Here is a 25,380-nt window from a genome sequence, read left to right as displayed (position 1 = left end):
GTCGTCGCTTGCGGGCAAGGCCGTAAAAGGCCGTATTCCTCGTAATCTCCTCCCACCGTTCATATTTATATAATATGTATAATCCTACTATTCTGCTTCCTTATAAAGCGATGAGGCGGAGAGGTGCGTTCCAAAGGCCCGAAGACACCCGTGCAGAACCGGATGTCGCGAAAGAAGCGCGACGCGAGCCCTTCCGCTCCTCCTGAAACCGCCAGAACCGCCAACCCCTCCGACCGGCACACGCTCTTGGAAGCGATGATCGATCATGTGCCGGATTTCATCTATGCCAAGGATCTGGAGGGGCGTTTCCTTTTTGCCAACCGTGCGATCGTTACCGAGAATGGTTTCGACACCGTCGAAGAGCTGATCGGGCTGACCGATTCCGATATTCATGGCGATGCGGCGCGGCTTGCCGGCATTCCCGATACCGAGGCGCGGGTGATGCGCACTGGAGAGCCCGATCTCGGTTATGAGGAACGCGCCATGCGCGGTGATATCGACCGCTGGCTGATGATGTCGCGCGTGCCTTTAAAGGACAAGGCTGGCAAGATCATCGGCGTGGTTGGCGCTTCCCGCGATATAACTCAGAAAAAGGCCTCGGAAAGGCTGCTTCAGGCGCAGGCGCGTATTCTCGAAATGATCGTTGCTGCCGCGCGTATCGAGGATTTTCTTGAGGAATTCGTCAAGGCGATCGAAAATCTCGCCACCGGGCTGGCCTGCGCGGTGCGGGTATTCGATGCGGCGGCGGGTGAGCCCTCCGTCTATGCTTCGCCGGCGCTCGCGCCTCATGAAGGCCTGACGGCACATATTTCCACCGTCGACGATCCCGGTGATCTCGACTGTCCGGCGGATCATATTGCTTTCAGTTTCGATATTCCCGCCAGCGAAGGCATGGCCCACGGTTTTGTGTGGTGCATGCTGGCCGCCCGCAAGCCGGATGCGGCCCTCGTGGAATTTATCGGTGCCGCTGCGCGCATGGCGGGTCTCGCAATCGACCGCAAGCGGGCGGCGGAGCATATTGCCTTTCTGGCAGATCACGACATGCTGACCCGGCTGCCCAACCGGCGGTTTCTGGATACGAGACTGCCGGAAATATTGGCCGCGGCCGCAAAGGCAAACCGAAGGGTTGGCATCGGCTTTCTCGATCTCGATAATTTCAAGCAGATCAACGACACGCTGGGCCACAGCATTGGCGATGCTCTCTTGTCCAGAACCGCCGAGCGTATCGCGCGCAGCCTCAAGCGTAACGATCTTGTGCTGCGGGTGGGCGGCGATGAATTCGTCATCATTCTGGAAAAGCAGAAGGACGATTTCGAAAGCCGGCTACAGCGCATCCGGGCGACGGTCTCGCAGCCGCTGCGCATCGGCAATTACGATATCAAGGTCACATGCAGCATCGGCATGGCGTTCTTCCCGGAGCATGGGGAAACCACGGCGGAAATCGTCGCGGCAGCCGATCTTGCCATGTATGAGGCCAAACATAATGGTCGCGATGGCATCGCCACCTTCACGCCGCGCATGGCGGATGATCTGCGCAAGAAATTCACCCGCATAGAGGAATTGCGCAAGGCGGTGGAGAGGGATGAGTTCGTCTTGCATTTCCAGCCGCAGGTCCATCTTCAGACCGGTTGCATCAGCGGTGTGGAGGCGCTGGTGCGCTGGCAGCATCCCTCAGAAGGTCTGCTGGGACCTGCGGAATTCATCGGTCTTGCGGAAGAAACCGGCCTCATCGTGGAGCTGGGGGAAACCATTCTGAGAAAAGCCTGCCGGCAGGCGCAGGCCTGGGCGGCTGTGGGCCTCTCACCCGTGAAGATGGCAGTCAATATTTCGCCGAGGCAGTTCCAGAGCGGGCTTGTCGAGCAGATCAGATCGGCGCTGACGGAAACCGGCCTTGCACCATCCCTCCTGGAAATCGAAATCACCGAGACGCTCATCATTCAGGATGTGGAAACATCTGTCAGGATCATGCGCGCCATCAAGCAGATGGGTGTCAGCCTCGCGCTGGATGATTTTGGCATTGGCTATTCCTGCCTCGGCATGCTCAAGACCTTCCCCTTGTCCTGCATGAAGATTGACCGCTCGTTCCTCACCCATCTGCCGGAAAAAACCAAGGACAGCGCCATCGTCTCCATCATGATCCAGCTTGCCGGGTCTCTCGATATCGATGTCATTGCCGAGGGTGTGGAAACGGCTGAACAGGCGGCATTTCTGCGCACCGCCGGCTGTCCCTATGGGCAGGGTTATTATTTCAGCCGGCCGGTGCAGGCGGACGTGATCGGTGACATGCTGGGAAACATGACGAGGTTTCTCACGGGATTGTCCAGCGACTCGATATAGGCTCTGCGCGGCGATCTTTGTCCTGACAGTGTTGAACTGATCCGGCGATGCCCATGCTGGTATCTGCCGCCTTGCGCCGTCTCCATTACGGCAAACTCCAATCGTCTGTGCACGGATCCCTGCGAAGGCCATGTCTTTTGTTCTTCCGTTTTGTATTGCAATATTGTCATAAATTTTTCATATAAGCCCACATTATATAAGTAATAAATAATGTTATTTAGAATTAAATCATAAAACTATTATAGTTTAAAATACTTATTTGTTGTAATTTTACTACGTAATTGGATTGCTTGCTTTTATTGTATTTTGATTTTGCCGATTTGAATTGCGAGTCTCCGGTTGTTTCTGTCATTTGCTGAATCAGCGCAGGGAAGCGGGCGGCAGGGAAAGACCAGCCCTCAAATTTGCGCATTCGTTGAAAAATTTTTGACTGGAGATTAAAAATGAACATCAAGAGCCTTCTTATCGGCTCCGCTGCCGCTCTCGCAGCAGTATCCGGCGCACAGGCCGCTGACGCTATCGTCGCTGCCGAGCCCGAGCCCATGGAATATGTTCGCGTTTGCGACGCTTTCGGCACCGGCTTCTTCTACATCCCCGGCACCGAAACCTGCCTGAAGTTTCAGGGTTATGTCCGTTTCCAGACCGACTTCGGTCGTGACAAGACCGGCACCTCTGACTGGGATTCGTTCACACGCGCCCAGTTTGAAATTGACACCCGCACCGATACCGACCTCGGTGCCCTGCGTGGCTTCATTGGCCTCCGTGGCAATGCTGACACGGGTTCTGCCGCTGCGTCCACCACGTCTGGCTCGGGCGACAAGGGTTCTGCAGTTTTCGTTGACCAGGCTTTCATCGAACTCGGCGGCCTGAAGGTTGGTAAGTTCTACAGCTGGTGGGACGATAGCCTCTCTGGCGAAACGGACGAACTGGCTTCCAACGCTCTGTTCAACTCCATTCGTTACACCTACGACGCCGGTTCCTTCTGGGCAGGCGCTTCGGTTGACGAACTCGAAGGCATCTCCGTTGGCTCTTACAACGAGCGCGACAACAATATCGGTGTTGCTCTCGGCGCTGGTGCAAAGTTCGACAGCGTAACCCTGCAGCTCATCGGCGGCTACGACACCGATCGCGAAAACGGCTCCGTCCGCCTGATCGCAACGGCTGGCGTTGGTCCCGGCACTCTTGGCCTGTCCGGTGTTTGGGCCTCCGGCGCAAACGCTTATTACAATGTCTCCGAGTGGGCAGTTGCTGCGGAATACGCCATCAAGGCTACCGACAAGCTTAAGATCACCCCCGGTTTCCAGTACTACGGCAGCTACGGCCTCGTTTCCTGGGATGAGTTCTCCAACAACGACGCCTGGAAGGCTGGTCTGACTGTTGATTACAAGATCACGGATGGCCTCACCACGAAGCTCACCGCCAACTACCTCGACGTCGACAACAAGCCTGAGGCTTGGACCGGCTTCGTTCGCCTGCAGCGTTCGTTCTAATACTGCACATAAGAAAAAAGCATAAACCTGGTTAGATGACTCAGATCCACCCCGTTTTCGAACGGGTGAGTGCTAGCTCCAGTCAAAGTTCCTGACATGAAGTCAGGTTTGCTCCCCGGACCCCTCCAGGCCGGGGAGTTTTTATTGTCGTAAGGGATTGCGCGCGGTTTTGTCGACAATGTTATTGCGGCCATCTGCAAGCGTGGATGCATTGCAGCGCTTGATGGCCCTGTTTTGCCAGATTACCGACCGAACGCCGGATCGGGTGGCAGGGGCGGGTGGACCGGTTCCTCGAAGGTCCGCAACAGGCGTCCCCAACCCGGATCGTGCATATGCGCTTCAAGACCGGCGCGGGCGGCGAGGGCCAGTGCTTCTTCCTGCCCAAAGGAGATGGCAGCATCGACATCCGTCGTCAGAACGCGGCCGTTTTCCATCAGCATCTTGCCATCGACGAAAACGGTGTCGACGTCGCTTCCGAGCACCTGATGTACCAGACGGTGTACCGGCATCCACATCGGCATCAGATGCGGTTTACGCATGTCGATGATGGCGATATCGGCCTTTTTGCCGATTTCCAGTGAACCGATTTCATCCTCCATGCCGATGGCGTGGGCGGCGTCGATGGTGATCATTTCGAATATCTTGCCGGGTGGCAGCAGGTAACGATCGTGATTGTGCAGCAGGTGCTGCGTGAATTGCGCCATGCGGGCGGTCTGCAGCATGTCGAAGTGACGGCTGGGTGCGGCGCCATCGGTGGTGATGGCGACACGAATTCCCTTGGACATCATTTCCATGATCGGCGTCGCGCGGCCCGGCGGGGCATGGGTCACGCGTGTGCCGGTTTCCGCTAGAATGTCAATCTCGTCATGCGAAATGCCCCAGCAGTGCTGAAGGTGGATATCGGGGCCAAGCAGCGCATTTTCCTTGTCCTGAAAGGCCATGCGGATTTGTCCCGCAAATGCGTCCGAATGCAGCCGGACGCCCATTTTGCGGGCGGTCTCACGTATCCGGCGGGCCTGCATGCGGTCATTATCCGTCAGTTTCACCGCCTGGTCGGGGCTTGAAGCGTTGGAGGGCTCGACGGAAGGAACGATGGTGAAGGGTGTCAGGAAGACGCTGATGCGTCCATCAGCCGTTCCATTGAGGGCCTCTATCGTGGCTTCGCTGCCCTCGATCATCTCCTCGAAGCTGATGTTGCGGCGCTCCGGAGAGCCGCTTTCCCATCGGGTCACCGGGTGCGGCCAGGGCAGGCCGGAAGGTCCCACACAGATGATTTCGCGAATCCCGATCTCGTCATAGGCGCGGGCGTGGTTGATGGCAAAGACAGGGTCGTCGGCGCGTGGCATCGAGGTGATGATACTGGCGCCGGTGGTGACACCGGCTCGCAGCCGCTCAATGCCGGAGACAAGGCCGTCCGCATACCAGTAGTCGCGCGTGACATAGTGGTAATAGGTCGGCGTCACCACCTTCATCCACATCGCATTGGTGTCGGCGGCAATGCTGCGGATCAAGGCGTGCCCGGCATGGCCATGGGCATCGATGAGGCCGGGAATGATCAGTTTTCCCCGACAGTCTATCACCTGCTTGTCGGTGTGGCGTGGCGCCAGTTCCTCCGCCGTGCCGATGTCAACAATCCGGTCGTCCTTTATGGCAAGGCCGCAATCCTCGATGATGCGTCGCTCACGGTCCACGGTCACCATCGTGCCGTGCAGCAGCAGAAAATTCCCCATTCAGCCTTCCTCCCTTGTATTCGCAGCTGGTATTCAGGATGCGTCGATTTTGGATACGATAATTGTCAACAATATTATTGACAATAAGGCTGAGCGAAACAATACTCCGCCTTGTCCGGCCGGTAGGTCAGCCGGCACTTCAACGATTTATAAAAAGGGGGGATCAAATGTCCCGAATGAGAAGTTTCGTCCTGGCCGCTCTGGCGGCGGCCGCCATTGCCGTTCCCGCAAGCGCGGAAACCCTGCGTTGGGCCGGCCGCGCCGACCTTTATTCGCTCGATCCATATTCGGTGCCGTCCACCTCCAACCTCGCCTTTCTCAATCATATCTATGAGGGGCTTGTCCGTTACGGACCCGACTTCAAGATCGAGCCGGCTCTTGCGACGGAATGGAAGCTTGTTGATGGAAAGACCTGGCGTTTCACCCTGCGCAAGGGCGTGAAATTCCATGATGGCGCTGATTTCACCGCTGACGATGTCGTCGCGTCCTTCACGCGCGCCTCGGATGCCACTTCGCCGCTGCGCGGCAATATTCCGGTTTTTGCGGGCGTGAAGAAGGTCGATGATTATACCGTCGATCTCGACGTCACCGCGCCCACCTCGCTCTTCCTCAACGACATCACCAATATCTTCATCTTCAACGCCAAGTGGCTGAAGGATAACAATAGCGAGAAGCCGACCGATTTCGCCTCCAAGGTCGATGGCTATACGACGATGCACACCAACGGCACCGGGCCCTTCAAGCTTGAAAGCCGCGTGCCCGATAGCAAGACGGTTCTTGTCGCCAATGAGGCCTGGTGGGATCAGAAAAAACACAATCTCGACCGCATCGAATTCGTGCCGATCGCCTCTGCTGCCACCCGTGTCGCAGCTTTGCTCTCCGGTGAAATCGACCTGATCGATTCCGCACCGATCCAGGATTTGCCGCGGCTTGAATCCTCGCCCAATATCACGGTGAAGAAGCGCACCGAGTTGCGCACGCTGTTCATCGGCTTCAACCGCCGCGAAAAGCTGGAGGACGGCAAGCCGAACCCCTTTAACGATCTTCGTGTTCGCCAGGCATTCGAACTGTCGATCGATCGCGATCTCATCAATAAGAAGGTCATGCGCGGCCTTGCAAGGCCATCCGGCTCGCTCATCGCGCCTGAAATTTCGGGTTACGCCAAGTCGCTCGATACATTCCAGCCCGCCGATCCGGCACAGGCGCAGAAGCTTCTTGCCGATGCCGGCATGAAGAACCTCGCTTTCACCTATACCTGCATGAATGATGAGAGCATCAACGAGGAAGATATCTGCTCGGGCGTCGCCAACATGCTGAAGCGTGGCGGTTTCCAGCCGACGATCGATATAGCGCCGCGCTCCGTGCAGTCTCCGAAGCGTAATGGCGGCAAGGCGGATGTCTTCAACCTCAGCTGGGCGAACGAACCGACGCTCGATGCCTTCTCCTTCCTGTCGCAGATCCTCTCCACCCGAAAGGGCGCAATGGGCGTCTCCAACTATGGCGGCTGGTCGAACCCCGAGATCGACAAGCTGGTGGACCAGGCAGCGCAGGAGCAGGACAATACCAAACGTCTTGCCCTAGAAGAGGCGGCCTTGAAAATCGCCAAGGATGAGGCGATGCTTGTGCCGCTGCACCAGCAGCCGATTGCATGGGCGATGCTTGGCAAGGTCAAGAGCGTCGATTTCCGCGCCGACAACAAGCCGCGCCACTGGCTGACACAACTCGACAAATAATCCGGAACTCTGAAAGGCGTTCGGCATCGTGCCGAACGCCTTTTGGGCCATCCGGGGCAGCCTTCGTCACTTGCGGGCATATTGGGCAAAAAGCGATGCGGCTCGTCGCCGCTGGAGATTTGCCAGCCTGATCGGCGATCAGCTGCCGATGTTATTGTCGACAATGCGGCAGGCGTAAACGACCTGTGCCCCGTCTCTGGAAAAGAATGGTCGAACCTGGCTGGCATCATGTCCATGGGTTCGCATCCGAGAGGTAACAATGCTGGTTTTCATCATCAAGCGTATGGGAAATGCCATTCTGGTCATGCTTTCCGTCGCGCTTATTGCATTTCTCATTTTCAGGCTGGCGGGAGATCCTGTCGAGCTGATGGTGGGGGAGCAGACATCGCAGGAAGATCGCGCCGCTTTGCGTGAGCGGCTCGGCCTCAACGACAGTCTGCCGACGCAATATTTGCGGTTCGTCAAAGACGCGGCCCAGGGCAATTTCGGCGTTTCCTATCGCAACGGCCAGCAGGTGCTGCCGCTGATAGCGGAAAGGTTTCCGGCAACGCTGGAGCTTGTTCTGGTGGCCACCGTCCTTTCACTCGTCGTTGGCCTGCCGCTTGGGGTGCTGACGGCGATCCGGCGCGGAAAATGGTATACGGAGGGCCTGCAGTTCCTGTCGATTGTCGGCGTCTCGCTGCCGAGCTTCGTTGTCGGCATTCTGCTTATCCTCGTCTTTTCGGTGTCGCTTGGCTGGGCGCCGGCCTTCGGCCGAGGGGATGTCGTGCAGCTTGGCTGGTGGTCCACGGGCCTGCTTACCTCGTCGGGGCGTGCAGCGCTCATTCTGCCTGCCATTGCGCTCTCGCTTTACCAGATCACGCTGGTCATGCGTCTGGTCCGCGCCGAAATGCTGGAGGTGCTGCGGTCCGATTTCGTCAAGTTCGCCCGTGCCCGTGGCATTCCCCGCTGGCGCATCTATTTCCGCCATGCGCTGCGCAACTGTCTGATGCCTGTCGTGACGCTGACGACGATGAATGTCGGTTCGCTCATCGCCTTTGCGCTCATCACCGAGACGGTGTTTCAGTGGTCGGGCATGGGCATGCTGTTCATACAGGCGGTGACGTTTCTCGATATCCCCGTCATGGCGGCCTATCTCTGCATCATTTCCTTCATCTTCGTTGTCCTCAACACGTTCGTCGACATTGCCTATGCGGTGATCGATCCGCGTCTGCGCACCGCGCGCTAACCGAAGGGAGCCGGTTTCATGGCCACAGACCTTCCGCAAACGGCAAAACCTGCCCGCCCGTCGCTCATCAAGCGCATACGCAACAGCGATCTCTACTGGTCGTTCAGCCACAGCAGATCGGCGAAGATCAGCGCGCTAATCCTGGCAATCCTCATCCTTGCCGCCATTTTCGCGCCGCTGATCGCACCGCAGAACCCCTATGACGGCGCTTCGCTCGACATGTGGAAGGCTGAACTGCCGCCGGTGTGGCAGGAGGGTGGGGAATGGCCCTATCTGCTTGGCACGGATACGCAGGGGCGCGACATGCTCTCCGCCATCCTTTACGGCACGCGCATATCCATCGTCATCGGTGTCGCCTCCGTGGCGCTGTCTCTGGTCATCGGCATGACCGCCGGTCTGGTTGCCGGATATTTCGGCGGTTTTTCCGATAATCTCCTGATGCGCATCGGCGATATCACGCTTTCCATCCCGACAATTCTGGTGGCCATCCTCGTCTCCACGGTCGTCAGGCAGATGCTGCCGGACAGTCTTCGAGAGGTGGGCGCCTCCGCCGTGCTCATTCTCGCCATCGCGCTTTCCGCCTGGGTGCAATATGCGCGCACCGTGCGTGCGCAGGCGATTGTGGAGACCGGCAAGGATTATGTGCAGGCGGCCAAGCTCATCGGCGTTCCCGCGCGCCGCATCATGGCCAACCATATTCTGCCCAATACGCTGACGCCGATCATGGTTGCCGCCACGCTGAATTTCGGCATGGCGATCCTGACTGAGGCGACCCTGTCGTTCCTCGGCATCGGCATGCCGCCCAGCCAGCCGTCGCTTGGAACACTGATCCGCATCGGCAACCAGTTCCTGTTTTCCGGCTCCTGGTGGATCGTATTGTTTCCCGTTTTCCAACTCTGCCTGCTCGTCGTCACCGTCAACCTTCTGGGTGACTGGCTGCGCGATGCGCTCAATCCGAAACTGAGGTGAGTTCCATGCACGATCTTCTGCTCCGCAACATCAGGCCCATGGCGGGTGACACCTGCGACATCATGATAAGGCAGGGAAAGATTGCCGGTTTTGGAAAGTTCGAGGCCGAACCCGGCATGTCGGTCGAGGATGGCAACGGCGCAATCCTTGCGCCCGGCCTGATCGACGCCCACACCCATCTCGACAAGACGACCTGGGGAATGCCCTGGCATGAGAACAACCGTGCCGCAATCCTGCGCGGGCGGATCGATTTCGAGCGCGAGAACCGCAGCCAGATCGGCATCGATCCGCACCGCCAGTCCATGCGCCACGCCATCGGTCTTGCCGCAAACGGCGGCACGCATATTCGCAGCCACGTGGATATCGATCCGACCCATGGCCTGAAGCTTGTCGAAGGCATATGGGAAACGCGCGAGAAGCTGAAAGGCATCATCGACATCGAGGTCGTTGCCTTCCCGCAGTCCGGCGTCATGGTCATGCCCGGCACGGTGGAACTGCTGGATGAGGCGCTGAAACAGGGCTGTGAAGTCCTCGGCGGCATCGATCCCTGCGGCATCGATCGCGATCCGAAGGGCCAGCTCGATATCCTGTTTGAACTCGCGGTCAGGCACGGCGTGCCGATCGACATTCATCTGCATGAGGCTGCCGATCTCGGCGCCTTCACCATGGAGCTGATTTTCGAGCGCATCCGCGCCAACGGCATGGAAGGCAAGGTCGCCATCAGCCACGCCTTTGCGCTCGGCATGAATGACTATCTCCGGGTCGGCAAGCTGATCGATGAGATCGCCCGGCTCGATGTGGCGATCCTGACGACGGGCGCGCCCTCGGCAAATGTGCCGTCTATCATGCGCCTGAAGGAAGCCGGTGTGCGTGTCGGCGGCGGCTGTGACGGCATTCGCGATACCTGGGGTCCGTGGGGTCAGCCGGATATGCTCGACCGTGCCAAGATCATCGGCATGAAGAACGGTCTGCGCTCGGATATCGAGCTTGCCCACGTCCTGCATGTCGTCTCGCAGGGCGGCGCCGATGTCATGGGCCTCAAGGATTACGGTCTTGAGGTTGGCTGCGCCGCCGATTTCACGCTGCTGACCGGCGAGACATTGGCCCATGCCGTTGTCGATATCGCGCCAAGGCCGCTGGTCGTGAAGGGCGGGCGTGTCACCGCCAGAGGCGGCAAGGCCGTGGTGGAGGCACCTTGATGAACGCTTCGCTTCAGTCCCTCGCGCTCGGTGAACGCCCTTCCGGCCGCACGCTGCTTAACGCCAGCTGGGTGGTTGGCCATAAGGACGGGTCTCACCGGCTGCTGAAAAACGGCGAGGTCGTGTTCGAGAACGGCGAAATCCTTTTCGTCGGGCATGACTTTCCCGGTGAGGTTGCTCGCCGCGTCGATTTCGGCAATGCCCTGATCAGCCCCGGCCTGATCGACCTCGATGCCCTTTCCGATCTCGATACGACCATTCTGGGCATCGACAATCACCCCGGTTGGGCGAAGGGCCGTGTCTGGCCGCGCTCCTATGTCGAGGCCGGTCCCTACGAAATGTATTCCCGGGAAGAGCTTGCCTTCCAGAAGCGTTTCGCCTTCGGCCAGCTTCTCCTCAACGGCATCACCACGGCGGCACCCATCGCCTCGCTGTTTTATCGTGAATGGGGAGAAACGGTCGCCGAATTCGAAGCCGCAGCCGATGCCGCCGGCGAACTTGGCCTGCGGGTCTATCTCAGCCCCGCCTTCCGCTCCGGCGGCATGGTGCTGGAAGAGCCGGGACGCATGGTGCCGGTGTTTGATGAGGAACGCGGTCTTCAGGGGCTGAGGGATGCGGTATCGTTCATCGAGCGACAGACCGGGAGGCACGGCGACCTCGTACGCGGCCTGCTGGCACCTGATCGTGTCGAAACATCCACGCTCGCGCTGATGCAGAGAACCGATGCCGCCGCCCGTGATCTTGGCTGCAAGTTCCGCCTGCACATGGCGCAGGGCACCATGGAGGTGGACACGGTCCGCAAGCTGCACGGCTCGACCGCGCCGGTATGGCTCGCCAGGGCCGGCCTCTTGAGCGACCGCCTTATCGCGCCGCACGCCACCAATGCGACGCAGGAAGATCTGGCGCTTTACGCGGAAAACGGCGTGTCGATTGTCCACTGTCCGCTGGTGTCGGCCAGAAGCGGCAGCACGCTGTCGTCCTTCTCCGCGTGCCGGCAGCTTGGAATAAACATTGCGATGGGCACCGATACGGCGCCCGCCGACATGCTGATGAACCTGCTTGTCGGCCTCATCACCTGCCGCATCAATGATGGCGCTCCCGACAGGGTCCGCTCGGCCGATCTGTTCGATGCCGCAACGCTTGGCGGCGCGCGGGCGCTGGGTCGCGCCGATCTCGGGCATCTTTCCAAGGGTGCCCGCGCCGATATCGCGGTCTTCGATCTCGATGACGCGGTCATGGCGCCGAGCGTCGATCCGATCACGACAATTGTTACCGGCGGTTCGGGCAAGATCACGCGCGCGGTCTTCGTCGATGGCCGTCTCTCCATGCGGGAGAGACAGGTCGCGAATATCGACATGGCGCGTGCCCGCATTCAGGCGCAGGCGCAGTTCGATGGGCTGATTGCAAAATATCCCGAGCGAAGCTGGGCCAATCCGCCCGTTTCGGAAATCTTCCCCCCGAGCTACCCGGTGGAGGTGAACGCCAATGGATGACATGAACCAGTCGGTTATCGATGTCCGCAATCTGAAAGTCGAGTTTCCCGGCCGCCGGGGAACGGTGACGGCGCTTTCGGACATCAGCCTTTCCATCCGCCCCGGTGAAATTCTCGGTGTGGTGGGGGAATCCGGTGCCGGAAAATCCATGACCGGCCTTGCGATACAGGGCCTGCTGGAAAAACCGGGCCGCATCGCGGATGGCGAGATATGGCTCGGCTCGCGCCGCATCGACAAACTCGACGACAGGGCGATGGAAAGCATCCGCGGCCGGGAAATCGGCGCGATCTTTCAGGATCCGCTGACCTCGCTCAACCCGCTGTTCACGGTCGGTGCGCAGCTGGTCGAGACGATCCGGCAGCATCTGCCGCTCTCGAAAAAAGATGCGCAGGCGCGTGCCGTGCAGCTTTTGCGGGATGTCGGCATTCCGTCTCCGGCAGACCGCATCGATCACTATCCGCATCAATTCTCCGGCGGCATGCGCCAGCGCGTCGTCATAGCGCTCGCACTTGCAGCGTCGCCGAAGCTGATCATCGCCGACGAACCGACGACGGCGCTTGACGTGTCGATCCAGGCGCAGATCATCTCGCTGCTGCGCAGGCTCTGCAAGGAGAAGCAGACCGCCGTTATGCTCGTCACGCATGATATGGGCGTCATCGCCGAGGCTGCCGACCGCGTTGCCGTGCTTTATGCCGGCAGATTGATCGAGGTTGGTCCGGTCGAGCAGGTTCTGCATGCGCCGAAGCACCCCTATACGCAGGGCCTGATGGCCTCCATTCCCTCGCTTGGCGTGCGGGTGGAACGGCTCAACCAGATCGACGGGGCGATGCCGCGTCTTGACGCCATCCCGCCCGGCTGCGCCTTCAATCCGCGCTGCGGATTTTCAGGGCCGCGCTGTCTTCGCGAGCGGCCGGAACTGGAAGCGGCGGGCGATGGCGCCAGCGCCTGCTGGATGAATGCAGGAGGTACAGCATGAAAACGTCCGTGGTTAAAACGCCGGCATTGACGGTTAAAGGTCTCACCAAGACCTTCGATGTCTCCGCGCCATGGCTCAACCGGGTCATCGAGCGGAAGCCCCGGCAATTCGTGCAGGCCGTGAACGACATCGATTTTACGGTGCCGGCTGGCGGCTGTCTCAGCATCGTCGGGGAAAGCGGCTGCGGCAAATCGACGGTTGCCCGGCTGGTGACGGGCCTGTTCCGCCCAAGCGCCGGTGATTTCCGCTTCGCCAAGGGCCGCAAGGATACGCCGCTTTCGGCGCAGATGATCTTTCAGGACCCCTATGCCTCGCTCAATCCGCGCTGGCGGGTGAAAAACATCATCGCCGAGCCTATCCGCGAACTGAAACTGCGCGCGACCCGTGCAGAGACCATGGAGCGGGTGGAAGAGCTGCTGCGCACCGTCGGCCTTTCCGCTTCGGACGGCGAAAAGTTTCCGCATGAATTTTCAGGCGGCCAGCGCCAGCGCATCTCGATTGCCCGTGCCTTGGCAAGCGAGCCGGAGTTTCTGGTCTGCGACGAGCCGACATCCGCGCTCGACGTTTCGGTGCAGGCGCAGGTGCTGAACCTGATGCGTCGCCTTCAGGACGAGCTAGGGCTGACCTATCTGTTTATCAGTCACGATATGAGCGTCGTTCGCCACATGTCGGACCGTATCGCGGTCATGTATCTTGGTCGCATCGTGGAGGAGGGCGACACCGAGGAGCTGTTCGCCCGCCCGCGCCACCCCTATACCCAGCTTCTGCTGCAGACCATTCCCAATATCGACGCGCCGCGCCGCGACCGGGAACTGGTTGCCGGTGAAGTCCCAAGCCCGCTCAAGCCGCCATCCGGCTGCACGTTTCATCCGCGTTGTCCGCTCGCAACGGCCCGCTGTTCGGCGGAGGTGCCGCAGGTGCGCACGCTTGCCGGCGGCACACGTGTCGCATGCCATCTGGTGGAAGAGCAGGAAGAACGGGTGGTAGCGGCACAGGAACTCGTCTGACCGGAAGGTCAGGCGAGTGCGGCGCGCAGATCGTGGGAAAGGTCGCGGATTTCGCTAAGATCGAGTTCCGCTTCCACATGTTCCAGGTGATGGGTCATCAGATGTATGGCTTTTGCCGGATCGTTGTTGGCAATCGCGTCGACGATTTCCGCATGCTCGTCCGGGCCGCAATTGAAGCGGTCGGTATTGCGGTAAACGGCGGTGATGAGGGAGGAACGCGAAATGAGGTCGCGCATGGTGGTGAACAGGAAATCGGAACCCAGCGTTTCCGAAAGCAGCAGGTGGAACCCGCCGGAAAGCTTGATGATATCCGTGGTGATGTTGTGAGCATTGGCGACACGCTCCTTGGCCACATGGTCGCGAAGCCGCTTCAGATCGGCCTTGGTCGCCGATCTGCACAGGCGCTCGACGACACATTGCTCCACGGTGCGGCGCACGAAGAACACGTCTCGCGCCTCTTCGACCGATGGTTTCGAAACGAAGGCGCCGCGATTGGGGACGATGGTGACGAGACCGTCACGCTCCAGCACCGAGAGCGCCTGACGGATACGCGCGCGGCTGACGTTGAAAATCGTCGCCAGCTGCTCCTCTTTCAGCTGCACGCCGGGGCGCAGCCGTCGCTCGGCGATGGACAGCCAGACTTTCTCGACAATTTGCTGCGTGGACTGGCCGTTCTGCTCGGTCATTTGTTTCGCTCTCCATTAGGGTTAGAGAAGCGTGATGCCGCCGAAAAAGTCAACTGTTTCAACAGGGTTTTGGTTGCATAATTGTCAACAATATGAAACAATATTGTATACTATAAATAGGGCCACTGTCATGGAATTCGACTTCACCACGCTTGAGCCGCAGAGCCGTTATCGGCTGCTGACGAATTTTATCGGTCCCCGGCCGATAGCGCTTGTCACGACGCGTTCGGCAGCGGGCCACAACAACGCGGCCCCGATGAGCTTTTTCAACGTTTTCTCCCATGATCCGCCCATCGTCGTTCTGGGTATCCAGCCGCGTCTGAATGGCGAGGAGAAGGATACGATGGCCAATATTCGCCGCACCGGCGAGTTTGTCGTCAACATGGTCGATATGACTATCTCCGAACATATGCTCGTCTGCGGTCTCGGTTTTGACAGCGAGGTCGACGAGCTTTCCATGGCGAAGCTGACGCCTGCGCCCTGCAGCAAGATCGATGCGAGCTTTGCGGCGGAATCGCCCTGCGCCTTCGAATGCCGCGTCGAACGTGTGATCGATTACCCGCGCCGTGCGCTGGTTCTGGGGGAGGTCGTGCATATGCACGTCCACAGGGACTGCCTCGACACGGAGGGGCATTATGTCGATCCGGACCGATACCAGCCGATCGCGCGCCTCCATGCCGACAATTACATCACCTCGGATCGCCAGTTTGTCCTGAAGGCGCCACCGATGACCGACTTCATCAAGCCAGATGGCAAATGAGCGTCCTGAAAGGCGAGCCCGAATGCATATTCGTCTGATCAACCCGAACTCAACCGCCTCCATGACGGCGCAGGCGCTGGACAGCGCCATGCGTGTGAAACAGGCGCACACGACGATCTCAGCGACAAATCCCCTCGATACGCCCGTCAGCATTGAAGGCGGGGCCGATGAGGCGCTGGCCGTTCCCGGCATGCTGGAGGAAATCCGCAAGGGTGAACGTCTGGGCGTCGATGCCTATGTCATTGCCTGCTTTGACGATCCCGGCCTGCATGCTGCCCGCGAAGTGGCGCGCGGCCCCGTCATCGGCATCTGCCAGGCCGGCATTCAGGTGGCCATGACCATCAGCCGCCGTTTTTCCATCATCACGACGCTGCCGCGCTCCATTCCGATTATCGAAGACCTCGTCGACAATTATGGCGCGCAGCGTCACTGCCGTCGGGTCCGCGCCATCAATCTGCCGGTGCTCGGCCTTGAGGAGGACCCGCTTGCCGCAGAAACGATGCTGATCCGCGAAATCGAAGCGGCCAAAAAAGAGGATGCGGCCGAGGCCATCATCCTTGGATGCGCCGGCATGTCGGCGCTGTGCGACAGGCTGCGCGAGGCAACGGGCGTTCCGGTGATCGATGGTGTCACGGCCGCCGTCAAGCTGGCGGAGGCATTGGTGGGCGCTGGATACAGCACCTCAAAGGTCAATGCCTATGATTATCCGCGCATCAAGGAAACCAAACTTGTGGCCTGACTGAGTCGCGGTTTCGGGAGGGCCCGAAACCGCGCATCGGGGAGAGAGGTTAGCGAACCTGCTTCAGTTGCAGGCGGGAGACGCCGGCTGCAACGTTCACGCCCGTACCGACTTCGGCGCTGATGGGCTGAAGTGCGAAGTTCTTGGCGTTACCGCCGATGAGCGCGTTGGCACCGACACCCACGCCAACGGAAGCTCCGGCGGAAGCGCCGACATAGTCACCGCTCAGCGCACCGTCACCGATACGGCTGGCGGCGGTGTTGAGCACGATCCAGCTCATGTAGGTCTTACCCGTCACGCCGATATCGAGGCCGAGCTTGCCGATATTGCCGGTATAACGCTCGGTCTTGCCGGAGCGCTGACGGAACTGGCAGTCCACGCTCTTGCTGGAGCCGACAACAAGGCCAACGCCGCCGGCGATTTCGCAGGAAAGGGTGCCCACGCGTTCCTTCTGTGCGGTCTCTTTCGCGGGTTTGGAGTTATGTTTTGTTTCGGCGGAAGCGATTGGCGCGAGCGCAAGCGTTGCAATTGCGGTTGCAAGAACGAATTTCTTCATGGTGTATCACTCCTGTTGTTGGTCACGAGATGAATGCGTGGGGAAGACGCACTCAGGTAAGTTTGCGTTTGCTGACGGATCGCCAGATCGGCGATGATCGGCCGCGACGCGAAACATTCTGCGATGATGACCGCTCGTTCGAAGGCGGAAAGAGTTTCAACCTCACCGGTAAGGATGATGCGCCCATCCGAAGATGTGACGGATATGCAGCTGTTTTCCTGCCCATCTGCATAAGTAATCAGAGCCTGCAGCGCGGCGCACAGGCTGACTTCCTGCGGATTGAAACCCGTCGCCGTGTGTGCATCGCCTGAGAGCATCATCGTGAAACCTCCTGCCTTGAACATTTGGGATCACTTGAATGTTTTGGCGACGGCGTCTTTTGCCTTGCCAAGTTTCTCCTGTGCCTGGCCGGCAATCTTTTCAGCCTTTCCTTCCGCCTGAAGTTTCTCGTTGCCGGTTATCTTGCCGGTGGCTTCCTTGATGGTGCCCTTTGCCTGGCGGGCAATTCCGTCGATCCGGTTCTTATCCATAACGAACTCCTTCCATCGTTAGATGTTGCCGCTGTTGATAACGGCATGATGGAAAGGTAGTCCGGCGCAGGCGCCTTTAGCAGGGCATTAGCTACTAGTTGAACTGGTACAAAATGACCTATTTTCACTCGATCAGGCTTATTTTCCCTTGCGCCCGGCAAAGCCGCGCTCACGCGCCCAGATGACGGCGGCGGTGCGGCGGTTCACGCCGATCTTGCCGTAAAGCGATGCAATATGGTTTCGGATCGTGTGTTTGGAAAGGTGAAGCCTTTCGCTCATCTCCTTGTCGCTGCAACCGTCACAGATCAGCGACAGGATTTCTTCCTCGCGATCCGTCAGGTCCTTCAGCGAGGCGGACGGCGTTGCCCTGCTTGCGTTCTGCCGCAGTCCCGCCAGCCTCTCGACAACAGTGCGGCTGAACCAGGAGGTATCGGTCATCACGCTTTCGATCGCTTCGATCAGTTCGTTCTCCGACCGTCTCCTCTCGGTCACATCCTGTATCGCCCAGATGACGCATTGCTGGTCGTTGATTTCGGCGCGCTCGGCGGAAACGACACATTCGGCGGCATCACCATCGCTCAGCTTCATGCGCATGTTTTCGTTGCGAATCGGGATATTGTCCCGCAGCCGCTTTTCCAGATCCCGGCGGGCCGAAACGTCCTCCCAGAGCCGCAATTCGCTTGCCGTCTTGCCCACCACCTCTGCTTCCGTGCGCCCGCATAATTGCAGGAAGGCGTCATTGACTTCGGTCAGCACGAAATCCTCCAGCCTCGAGACGGCGGCCGGTGTAGGTGAGAGGCGAAATGATTTGAAGAACCGCTCCTCGCTTTGGCGCAGCGCGTTCTGGGCTTTGCGGCGTCCATCAAGATCGGCGAAAGTGAAGAGCATGCAGGGCTCTTCGGCAACTGCGATCGTCTCGCCCGCAACGATGACCAGCCGGTCGCCTCCACGCATTGGAATGAGCGCTTCCCGCTGGCGGATGACCCTGCCTTCATGCAGTCTCTTCAGTGCGTCTTCACCGGTATCGCAAGCGGAAAAAAGCCCGAGTTCCTCGACGCTGATGCCGATGATTTCCTCGCGCGTAAAGCCCGTCATTTCAAGGAAGCCCTGATTGACGCGGATGAATCGCTCATCCTCCAGACGGCAGATCAGGCCGGGGGCGGGATTGGCATTAAAAGCGCTCTCAAATCGTGCCTCCGCTTCGAAGCGCGGCGTCTCGTCGCGAATGATCAGAACCAGAACATCCGGCTTGGCGCCGGCATCTTCCAGAATAAGTCCGCGAACCGTGTGCACCCGGCTTTCCGCCTCATCACCGCTTGGCAATACTTCCACCGTCACCTCGTCGAAAGTCTCGCCGGCCAAGAGCCGCTCCAGCGGATATTGTCCTTCACCGAGCAGATGATTGTTGCGATAGCGGAGCGTGAATCTGCGCCTGTAATCGACAGCGTTCTCGCCCAGGTCCGACAGGGCCTCAATGCGGTGCATCTCAAGCGCCGCCCTGTTCGCCCAGGCAATCGTCCCGTCATTCTCAAGCAGGATAAGCCCGTCGCTCAGCCCGGCTATGAGGTTTTGCAGTACCAGCCGGTTGATCTTGGGAATGTTTACGCTGTCGTCCATGTCGCCCCCGGCATTCTGTTGGTTTGCGCCCGTTATAACGCGCGGTTTCGGCAAGTGTTGCGTTGGGCGGTAGTGGAGGGGAAATGTGTACGGGTCAGCAATGCGGCAGAGCCATGCTTTTCCTGCACTCAAAAAACGCTGTGTGCCCATATTTTGAGCGGCCATTTTTACCGCTCAAAAATGCGCTTGACGTCCGCGAAAATTTCTCAACAAATGAACCAATGTAAGATTGGTTCAAAAAATGGTGCGACGTGGCGGCAGGCCCTAACGACAATTCCAACTACGCTCTTGCGAAGCTGCGGTCGTATATTCAGACGCAGGATCTTGCAAAAGACGGGCGTTTGCCGACGGAACGGGCCTTTGCGGAGACTTTTAATGTCGGGCGACGGGCTGTTCGCCGTGCTCTTGAGGTTCTTGAGGCCGAAGGCCTGATCTGGCGGCGGCAGGGGGCCGGAACCTTTGTGGGTGAAAAGCCGGATGATTGGTCCGCTCAGGTCACTGAATTGGTCGCCGGCACGGATATCATGGAAATCATGGAGGTGCGTCTGCGCATCGAGCCGCAGCTGGCGCAGCTTGCCGCCATGCGGGCCAAGCCTGCCGAGGTGGAACGCATGCGCGCCCTTGTCCAGAAGACCGGCCAGAGCACGGATGCCGACGCCAAGGAATTATGGGACGGCTCGCTCCACCGGCAAATTGCCCAGAGCGCCGGCAACAAGCTCTTCCTGTCGATTTTTGACGTCGTCAACCGCATTCGCCAGGACGATGCCTGGCAGTCGATACGCGAGCTTGCCCGCCGCACCGGCACGAATGGCAGGGCCTCTTTCGAACAGCACATGGCCATCGTGGATGCCATAGCCGACCGTGATCCGGCCAGAGCCGGAGAAGCGATGCGCCAGCACCTTCTCATGCATCAGGAAAGGCTGATCCGCGCCACGTCGCTCGGATTTCAGGAGGATAAAGCTGAAGAAGGCGGGGCGGCCCACAGCCACGACGAAGCCGGCAACCCGCTTGCCCCGGCCTCATAGGCCGTGGGTCAGGAGCCTTCGGCCTCTTGGGGCCGGCCAAATAACAAGACAAATACAAAAACAAAGAAAACCAGACCAGAGGATGGAAAATGAAGAAAACATATATTTTGACCGCGGCCCTGATGGCCAGCGCGTTCCTGACCGCGCCCGTTATGGCTTCCGAATTGCGCATCGGTCTCAACGATGACGCGGATGTGCTTGATCCCGCGCAATCGCGCACCTTCGTCGGCCGCATCGTTTATACCGCCATGTGCGACAAGCTGGTCGACATCTCCCAGGACATGAAGATCGTTCCCCAGCTCGCCACCGAATGGGCCTGGTCCGAGGGCGGCAAGGTGCTGACGATGAAAATCCGCGATGGCGTGAAGTTCCACGACGGCGAGACGCTGGATGCGGCCGCTGTCGTCGCCACCATCGAGCGGAACATGACCCTGCCGGAATCCCGCCGCAAGAGCGAGCTTTCCTCGGTCGAGAAGGTTGAGGCGACCGGCCCGCTGGAGGTCAAGTTCACGCTGAAGACGCCTGACGTTACGCTGCTCGCCCAGCTTTCCGACCGCGCCGGCATGATTGTTGCGCCGAAGGCAGCCAAGGAACTGGGCGCGAATTTCGGCTCGAAACCGGTCTGCGCCGGTCCGTTCAAATTCGTCGAGCGCATTCAGCAGGATCGTATCGTGCTGGAAAAATTCGCCGACTATTGGGACAAGGACAAGATCCTTGTCGACAAGATCGTCTATCTGCCGATACCCGATACGACAGTTAAGCTTGCTAACCTTCGCGCAGGCGACCTTGACATAGCCGAGCGCATTTCGGCTTCCGATGCGGAATCCGTCAGGAACGACGCCAATCTTACCTATGCGGATGTGATCGGGCCGGGCTATATGGCCATGTATGTCAACGTCAACAATGGTGCGCGGGCGGACAACCCGCTCGGCAAGGACAAGCGCCTGCGTCAGGCATTCTCCTATGCGATCGACCGCGAGGCGATCGGCCAGATCGTTTTCGAGGGCACCTCCAAGGCCGGTAATCAGGCCTATCCTCCGACAAGCCCCTGGTTCAACCAGAATCTGCCGGTGCCACCCCGCGATATCGACAAGGCCAGGCAGCTGATGAAGGAGGCGGGTTACGAGAAGCTCGATGTCGAACTTCAGCACGCCAACAACACCACGCAGACACAGATGATGCAGGTGATCCAGTCCATGGTCGCGGAAGCCGGCTTCAACGTGACCCTGAAGGCGACCGAATTTGCGACGCTTCTGTCCGAACAGACGGCCGGCAATTACCAGCTCAGCCGTTCCGACTGGTCGGGACGTATCGATCCCGATGGCAACCTGCACCAGTTCGTCACCTGCAAGGGCGGCATCAATGATGTGAAATATTGCAATCCCGAGGTCGACAAGCTGTTGAACGAGGCCCGCGCCTCGACCGAAGATGCGGTCCGCAAGGAAAAATACGATGCCGCAGGCGTCATCCTGAACGACGACATGCCGATCATCTATCTCGGCCATCAGCCCTACGCCTATGCCATCTCCAAGAAGGTGAAGGGCTGGGCGCCATCGCCGGATGGCATGATCCGCCTTCTCGGCGTCAGCAAGGACTGACAGCTTCGAACAGGTCGCACGGCTTGCCGTGCGGCCCCCAGACCGGACCCAAACGGGGGCAATGCCATGCCTGTTTATATCGGCAAGCGACTGCTGGTCGCGATCCCGACCCTTCTGATCATCTCCATCTTCGTTTTCTCGTTGCAGAAGCTCCTGCCGGGCGATCCGGTTCTTGCCATGGCGGGTGAGGAACGCGATCCCGCGACAATCGAATTCCTGCGCGAGAAATATCGCCTGAACGATCCGGTTCCGCTGCAATATCTCAACTGGCTGGGCGGCGTGGTGACCGGCGATTTCGGCATTTCCCTGCGCACCAACCAGCCGGTGCTGGAACTGATCGGCCAGAAGCTGCCGGTCACCATTCAGCTGGCTGTCATGGCGATGTTCTTTGCCATGGTCATCGGCATTCCCATCGGCATTCTGGCTGCCGTCAAGAAGAACACGTGGATCGATTACACGGCAAATATCGTGGCGCTTTCCGGCCTGTCGATCCCGAACTTCTGGCTCGGCATCATGCTGATCCTGCTGGTGTCGGTCAAACTCGGCTGGCTGCCGGCATCCGGTTATGAATCGATCTTCGTCGATCCCGTCCGCTCCATCGAAACCATGATCATGCCCGCCTTCGTGCTGGGCAATGCGCTTGCGGCGACGCTGATGCGGCATACGCGCTCGGCGATGGTCGCGGTCTTGAGTTCCGATTACATCCGCACCGCCCGCGCCAAGGGGCTCTCGCCGCGCGAGATCATCCTGTCGCACAGTTTCCGCAACGCGCTTCTGCCCGTCATCACGCTGCTGGCGCTGCTCTTCGGCGAATTGCTTGCCGGGGCGGTTCTGACGGAGCAGATATTCACCATTCCCGGCTTCGGCAAGATGACGGTCGATGCGGTGTTCACCCGCGACTATGCCGTCGTACAGGGCATCGTGCTCTGCACCGCCGTCGGCTTCATTCTCATGAACCTTCTGGCCGACATCGCCTATGTCCTGCTCAACCCCCGCCTCAGGGCGACGATCTGAGGCCCTGATATCATGACCGTTCTCGATCAAAACCTCTCCGTACCGGTAACGCGGCAGGAAAGCCGCGCCTGGAAGAAGATGAAGCGCAACAAATCGGCGCTGGCCGGCATGATTATCGTGCTGTTTTTCGCCGTCCTTGCCATAGCCGCACCGATCCTGCCGATTGCCGATCCGGTTGCGACCAGCTGGTCCGCCATCCGCAAGGCGCCTTCAGCGGCCCATTGGCTCGGCACCGACGATCTCGGCCGAGACATCCTTTCCCGCATGATCTATGGCGCACGCGCCTCGCTGATGGCCGGCGTCGTCTCGGTGATGATCGCGGTGGTCATCGGCGTGCCTTTCGGCCTGATTGCCGGTTATTTCGGCGGCTGGGTGGATATGGTCATATCGCGCATCACCGAAGCGCTGCTGGCCATGCCCTTCCTCATCATGGCGATTGCGCTCGCAGCCTTCCTCGGGCCGAGCCTCACCAATGCCATGATCGCGATTGGCCTTTCCGCCATGCCGATTTTCGTGCGGTTGACCCGTGGGCAGGTGCTGGCGGTCAAGATGGAGGATTATGTCGAGGGCGCAAGGTCGATCGGCCTCAACCACGTCGACATCATGACGCGTTACATCCTGCCGAATGTCTTTGCCCCCATCATCGTGCAGGCGACGCTGACGGTCGCGACCGCCATCATTGCGGAGGCGAGCCTTTCCTTCCTAGGACTTGGCCAGCAGGCGCCCGCACCCTCATGGGGTTCGATGCTGAACACGGCAAAGAATTTCCTGAGCCAGGCGCCATGGATGACGATGTGGCCCGGCATCGCCATCTTCCTCGTCGTCATCGGTTTCAATCTTCTGGGCGATGGCCTGCGTGATGCGCTCGATCCGCGCGAAGCATGATTTTTATAAGGAATTGACTGAATGACCGAATTCACCACACGCCCCGAGATCCTCGGCACATTCGGCGTCGTTACCTCGACGCACTGGATCGCATCGGCCGTGGGCATGGCGATCCTCGAAAAGGGAGGGAACGCCTTCGACGCCGCCGTCGCCACCGGTTTCGTTCTGCAGATCGTGGAACCGCATCTCTGCGGCCCGGGCGGCGACATGCCCGCCGTGTTCTATTCGAAGAAGACGGACAAGGTCGAGGTCATCTGTGCACAGGGCCCGGCCCCGAGCGGGGCGACGATTGACCACTACACCTCGGAAGGGCTGAAGCTGATCCCCGGCGACGGGCTGCTGGCCACCGTCATTCCCGGCGCCTTCGACGGCTGGATGCTGATGCTGCGCGACTATGGCACGATGAGCGTGCGCGAGGTGCTGGAACCCGCCATCTATTATGCCGACCATGGGCATCCGACCCTGCCGCGCGTCTCCGCCACCATCAAGGGACTGGCGGAGTTCTTCGAGAAGGAATGGCCGACATCCCATGAGACCTGGCTGCCGGGCGGTGCCGCACCCGAGCCGCACGCCAATTTCAGGAACCCGGTTCTCGCCGCAACCTATCAGCGGATCGTCTCCGAGGCGGAAGCGCGCTCCGGCCGCGAAAACCAGATCGAGGCGGCACGTGATGCCTTTTACCGGGGTTTCGTTGCGGAAGCCATCGACAGTTACGTCAGGACCGCGGAGGTGATGGATGCCAGTGGCGCGAAACACAAGGGCGTGCTGACGGCGCAGGACATGGCGGAATGGCGCGCGACCGTGGAAGCGCCGCAGACGTTCGACTATCACGACTGGACGATTGCCAAGACGCCCGCCTGGGGGCAGGGGCCGGTTCTGCTGCAATCGCTCGCCCTGCTGAAGGGTTTCGACATTGCGGCGATGGACCCGTCCGGTCCCGATTTCATCCATACCGTCGTCGAAGCCATGAAGCTCGCCTTCGCCGACCGGGAGGTCTATTACGGCGATCCGGAATTCGGCCAGATTCCGACGGAATATCTTCTTTCCGAGGGCTATAATGCCGGGCGTCGCAAACTGATCGGCAGCGAGGCATCGCTCGAATTGCGCCCCGGCACGGTGCCGGGCTATGAAAAACAGGTGGATGCCACCATGGCGATGCTGGCCGAGATGAGCGGCACCGGGGCCGTCTACGAGCCGACCATGTCGCATCTGACGGAAAAGCGCGGTGATACGGTGCATATCGATGTCATCGACCGCTGGGGCAACATGGTTTCCACCACACCGTCGGGCGGCTGGCTGCAATCCTCGCCCATCGTTCCGGGCCTCGGCTTCGCGCTCAATTCCCGCGCCCAGATGTTCTGGCTGAAGGAGGGCCTGCCGACCTCGCTCGCGCCGGGCAAACGCCCGCGCACCACGCTGACGCCATCGCTTGCGCTGCATCAGGGGCGTCCATCCATGGTCTTCGGCACGCCGGGTGGCGACCAGCAGGACCAATGGCAGCTGCCCTTCTTCCTGCGTTATGCGCATCACGGCAAGAACCTGCAGGCGGCCATCGACATGCCTTTGTTCCACACCTCGCATTTTCCGGGTTCGTTTTATCCGCGTACCAGCTCGCCGGGCGAGATCATGGTGGAAGCTACGGTGGGGGATGCAACGCTTGAGGCGCTTCGCCGCCGTGGCCACCGCGTCACGGTTGCCGATGCCTGGTCGGTCGGGCGGCTTACCGCTGCGCGCCGCGATGCCGACGGTCTGCTGCGCGCCGCCGCGACACCGCGGTTGATGCAGGCCTATGCCGTGGGGAGATGACA

Annotated in this window: 22 protein-coding genes; 16 read left to right on the top strand and 6 right to left on the bottom strand. The window is 59.8% G+C overall.

The genetic code is table 11. The features are described from left to right. Nucleotides 1-162 precede the first annotated feature (162 nt). Nucleotides 163-2,337, top strand: a complete 2,175-nt coding sequence (locus FY152_14230; protein ID UXS35072.1) for an EAL domain-containing protein — start codon at nt 163-165, stop codon at nt 2,335-2,337. Nucleotides 2,338-2,780: 443 nt separating this feature from the next. Then, on the top strand, nt 2,781-3,827 hold the full coding sequence (locus FY152_14225) for a porin (protein UXS33331.1): 1,047 nt from the start codon (nt 2,781-2,783) through the stop codon (nt 3,825-3,827). A 242-nt stretch (nt 3,828-4,069) separates the two neighbouring features. Here FY152_14225 and FY152_14220 read toward each other — a convergent pair whose 3' ends face one another. Then, entirely contained in the window at nt 4,070-5,557 is a 1,488-nt protein-coding gene (locus tag FY152_14220) for an amidohydrolase family protein (protein ID UXS33330.1), read from the bottom strand. A gap of 167 nt (nt 5,558-5,724) precedes the next feature. On the opposite strand from FY152_14220, the gene FY152_14215 reads away from it, so the two are divergent. From FY152_14215 to FY152_14185, 7 genes are all read left to right on the top strand, one after another. Further along, complete coding sequence (locus tag FY152_14215) at nt 5,725-7,290, top strand: ABC transporter substrate-binding protein (protein ID UXS33329.1); 1,566 nt, start codon at nt 5,725-5,727, stop codon at nt 7,288-7,290. A gap of 259 nt (nt 7,291-7,549) precedes the next feature. Beyond that, a complete protein-coding gene (locus FY152_14210) occupies nt 7,550-8,518 on the top strand; it encodes an ABC transporter permease (GenBank protein UXS33328.1) in 969 nt (322 codons plus the stop codon). 18 nt (nt 8,519-8,536) lie between these two features. After that, nucleotides 8,537-9,487: an ABC transporter permease gene (locus FY152_14205; protein UXS33327.1), complete on the top strand. Its 951-nt coding sequence runs from the start codon at nt 8,537-8,539 to the stop codon at nt 9,485-9,487. Nucleotides 9,488-9,492: 5 nt separating this feature from the next. Beyond that, nucleotides 9,493-10,686: an amidohydrolase family protein gene (locus FY152_14200; GenBank protein UXS33326.1), complete on the top strand. Its 1,194-nt coding sequence runs from the start codon at nt 9,493-9,495 to the stop codon at nt 10,684-10,686. Continuing rightward, on the top strand, nt 10,686-12,179 hold the full coding sequence (locus FY152_14195; GenBank protein UXS33325.1) for an amidohydrolase family protein: 1,494 nt from the start codon (nt 10,686-10,688) through the stop codon (nt 12,177-12,179). The genes FY152_14200 and FY152_14195 overlap by 1 nt, the downstream gene beginning before the upstream one ends. After that, nucleotides 12,172-13,155, top strand: coding sequence for an ABC transporter ATP-binding protein (locus FY152_14190; protein UXS33324.1), 984 nt, complete (start codon nt 12,172-12,174; stop codon nt 13,153-13,155). Before FY152_14195 ends, FY152_14190 begins: the two co-directional genes overlap by 8 nt. Beyond that, complete coding sequence (locus tag FY152_14185; protein ID UXS33323.1) at nt 13,152-14,162, top strand: ATP-binding cassette domain-containing protein; 1,011 nt, start codon at nt 13,152-13,154, stop codon at nt 14,160-14,162. The genes FY152_14190 and FY152_14185 overlap by 4 nt, the downstream gene beginning before the upstream one ends. Before the next feature lie 8 nt (nt 14,163-14,170). Here FY152_14185 and FY152_14180 read toward each other — a convergent pair whose 3' ends face one another. Further along, a complete protein-coding gene (locus FY152_14180; protein UXS33322.1) occupies nt 14,171-14,848 on the bottom strand; it encodes a GntR family transcriptional regulator in 678 nt (225 codons plus the stop codon). Between the two features lie 130 nt (nt 14,849-14,978). Here FY152_14180 and FY152_14175 point away from each other — a divergent pair, with 130 nt between their 5' ends. Beyond that, on the top strand, nt 14,979-15,608 hold the full coding sequence (locus tag FY152_14175; GenBank protein UXS33321.1) for a flavin reductase family protein: 630 nt from the start codon (nt 14,979-14,981) through the stop codon (nt 15,606-15,608). Nucleotides 15,609-15,630: 22 nt separating this feature from the next. After that, nucleotides 15,631-16,347, top strand: a complete 717-nt coding sequence (locus FY152_14170) for an aspartate/glutamate racemase family protein (GenBank protein UXS33320.1) — start codon at nt 15,631-15,633, stop codon at nt 16,345-16,347. Nucleotides 16,348-16,396: 49 nt separating this feature from the next. Here the strand turns inward: FY152_14170 and FY152_14165 are convergent, their stop codons facing one another. From FY152_14165 to FY152_14150, 4 genes are all read right to left on the bottom strand, one after another. Beyond that, nucleotides 16,397-16,903 (bottom strand): DUF992 domain-containing protein, encoded by a 507-nt coding sequence (locus tag FY152_14165; GenBank protein UXS33319.1) that lies wholly within the window; start codon nt 16,901-16,903, stop codon nt 16,397-16,399. Next, on the bottom strand, nt 16,900-17,223 hold the full coding sequence (locus FY152_14160) for a BON domain-containing protein (protein ID UXS33318.1): 324 nt from the start codon (nt 17,221-17,223) through the stop codon (nt 16,900-16,902). The genes FY152_14165 and FY152_14160 overlap by 4 nt, the downstream gene beginning before the upstream one ends. Nucleotides 17,224-17,253: 30 nt before the next feature. Beyond that, complete coding sequence (locus FY152_14155; protein UXS33317.1) at nt 17,254-17,433, bottom strand: CsbD family protein; 180 nt, start codon at nt 17,431-17,433, stop codon at nt 17,254-17,256. A 138-nt stretch (nt 17,434-17,571) separates the two neighbouring features. Continuing rightward, entirely contained in the window at nt 17,572-19,050 is a 1,479-nt protein-coding gene (locus tag FY152_14150) for a PAS domain S-box protein (GenBank protein ID UXS33316.1), read from the bottom strand. Between the two features lie 251 nt (nt 19,051-19,301). Here FY152_14150 and FY152_14145 point away from each other — a divergent pair, with 251 nt between their 5' ends. The 5 genes from FY152_14145 to FY152_14125 all read left to right on the top strand — a co-directional run bounded on the left by FY152_14145 (nt 19,302) and on the right by FY152_14125 (nt 25,378). Next, nucleotides 19,302-20,075: a FadR family transcriptional regulator gene (locus FY152_14145; protein UXS33315.1), complete on the top strand. Its 774-nt coding sequence runs from the start codon at nt 19,302-19,304 to the stop codon at nt 20,073-20,075. Between the two features lie 89 nt (nt 20,076-20,164). Continuing rightward, nucleotides 20,165-21,673: an ABC transporter substrate-binding protein gene (locus FY152_14140; protein ID UXS33314.1), complete on the top strand. Its 1,509-nt coding sequence runs from the start codon at nt 20,165-20,167 to the stop codon at nt 21,671-21,673. Between the two features lie 66 nt (nt 21,674-21,739). Continuing rightward, nucleotides 21,740-22,687, top strand: coding sequence for an ABC transporter permease (locus FY152_14135; protein ID UXS33313.1), 948 nt, complete (start codon nt 21,740-21,742; stop codon nt 22,685-22,687). 12 nt (nt 22,688-22,699) lie between these two features. Next, the gene (locus FY152_14130) at nt 22,700-23,572 is read left to right on the top strand and encodes an ABC transporter permease (protein ID UXS33312.1); all 873 of its coding nucleotides are present in this window, start codon (nt 22,700-22,702) and stop codon (nt 23,570-23,572) included. A gap of 21 nt (nt 23,573-23,593) precedes the next feature. Further along, the gene (locus FY152_14125) at nt 23,594-25,378 is read left to right on the top strand and encodes a gamma-glutamyltransferase family protein (protein ID UXS33311.1); all 1,785 of its coding nucleotides are present in this window, start codon (nt 23,594-23,596) and stop codon (nt 25,376-25,378) included. The last annotated feature ends 2 nt before the right edge of the window (nt 25,379-25,380 follow it).

Source organism: Agrobacterium tumefaciens (genome assembly GCA_025560025.1).
Classification (GTDB): Bacteria; Pseudomonadota; Alphaproteobacteria; order Rhizobiales; family Rhizobiaceae; genus Agrobacterium.
The sequence above is the reverse complement of the archived record's forward strand: the minus strand, read 5'-3'. Positions and strand labels throughout refer to the sequence as shown.

What these genes read in the sequence shown, in the direction of transcription:
- FY152_14230 (UXS35072.1), top strand. Translation starts at nt 163, where the DNA reads ATGTCGCGAAAGAAGCGCGACGCGAGCCCTTCCGCTCCTCCTGAAACC.
- FY152_14225 (UXS33331.1), top strand. Translation starts at nt 2,781, where the DNA reads ATGAACATCAAGAGCCTTCTTATCGGCTCCGCTGCCGCTCTCGCAGCA.
- FY152_14220 (UXS33330.1), bottom strand. Translation starts at nt 5,557, where the DNA reads ATGGGGAATTTTCTGCTGCTGCACGGCACGATGGTGACCGTGGACCGT.
- FY152_14215 (UXS33329.1), top strand. Translation starts at nt 5,725, where the DNA reads ATGTCCCGAATGAGAAGTTTCGTCCTGGCCGCTCTGGCGGCGGCCGCC.
- FY152_14210 (UXS33328.1), top strand. Translation starts at nt 7,550, where the DNA reads ATGCTGGTTTTCATCATCAAGCGTATGGGAAATGCCATTCTGGTCATG.
- FY152_14205 (UXS33327.1), top strand. Translation starts at nt 8,537, where the DNA reads ATGGCCACAGACCTTCCGCAAACGGCAAAACCTGCCCGCCCGTCGCTC.
- FY152_14200 (UXS33326.1), top strand. Translation starts at nt 9,493, where the DNA reads ATGCACGATCTTCTGCTCCGCAACATCAGGCCCATGGCGGGTGACACC.
- FY152_14195 (UXS33325.1), top strand. Translation starts at nt 10,686, where the DNA reads ATGAACGCTTCGCTTCAGTCCCTCGCGCTCGGTGAACGCCCTTCCGGC.
- FY152_14190 (UXS33324.1), top strand. Translation starts at nt 12,172, where the DNA reads ATGGATGACATGAACCAGTCGGTTATCGATGTCCGCAATCTGAAAGTC.
- FY152_14185 (UXS33323.1), top strand. Translation starts at nt 13,152, where the DNA reads ATGAAAACGTCCGTGGTTAAAACGCCGGCATTGACGGTTAAAGGTCTC.
- FY152_14180 (UXS33322.1), bottom strand. Translation starts at nt 14,848, where the DNA reads ATGACCGAGCAGAACGGCCAGTCCACGCAGCAAATTGTCGAGAAAGTC.
- FY152_14175 (UXS33321.1), top strand. Translation starts at nt 14,979, where the DNA reads ATGGAATTCGACTTCACCACGCTTGAGCCGCAGAGCCGTTATCGGCTG.
- FY152_14170 (UXS33320.1), top strand. Translation starts at nt 15,631, where the DNA reads ATGCATATTCGTCTGATCAACCCGAACTCAACCGCCTCCATGACGGCG.
- FY152_14165 (UXS33319.1), bottom strand. Translation starts at nt 16,903, where the DNA reads ATGAAGAAATTCGTTCTTGCAACCGCAATTGCAACGCTTGCGCTCGCG.
- FY152_14160 (UXS33318.1), bottom strand. Translation starts at nt 17,223, where the DNA reads ATGATGCTCTCAGGCGATGCACACACGGCGACGGGTTTCAATCCGCAG.
- FY152_14155 (UXS33317.1), bottom strand. Translation starts at nt 17,433, where the DNA reads ATGGATAAGAACCGGATCGACGGAATTGCCCGCCAGGCAAAGGGCACC.
- FY152_14150 (UXS33316.1), bottom strand. Translation starts at nt 19,050, where the DNA reads ATGGACGACAGCGTAAACATTCCCAAGATCAACCGGCTGGTACTGCAA.
- FY152_14140 (UXS33314.1), top strand. Translation starts at nt 20,165, where the DNA reads ATGAAGAAAACATATATTTTGACCGCGGCCCTGATGGCCAGCGCGTTC.
- FY152_14135 (UXS33313.1), top strand. Translation starts at nt 21,740, where the DNA reads ATGCCTGTTTATATCGGCAAGCGACTGCTGGTCGCGATCCCGACCCTT.
- FY152_14130 (UXS33312.1), top strand. Translation starts at nt 22,700, where the DNA reads ATGACCGTTCTCGATCAAAACCTCTCCGTACCGGTAACGCGGCAGGAA.
- FY152_14125 (UXS33311.1), top strand. Translation starts at nt 23,594, where the DNA reads ATGACCGAATTCACCACACGCCCCGAGATCCTCGGCACATTCGGCGTC.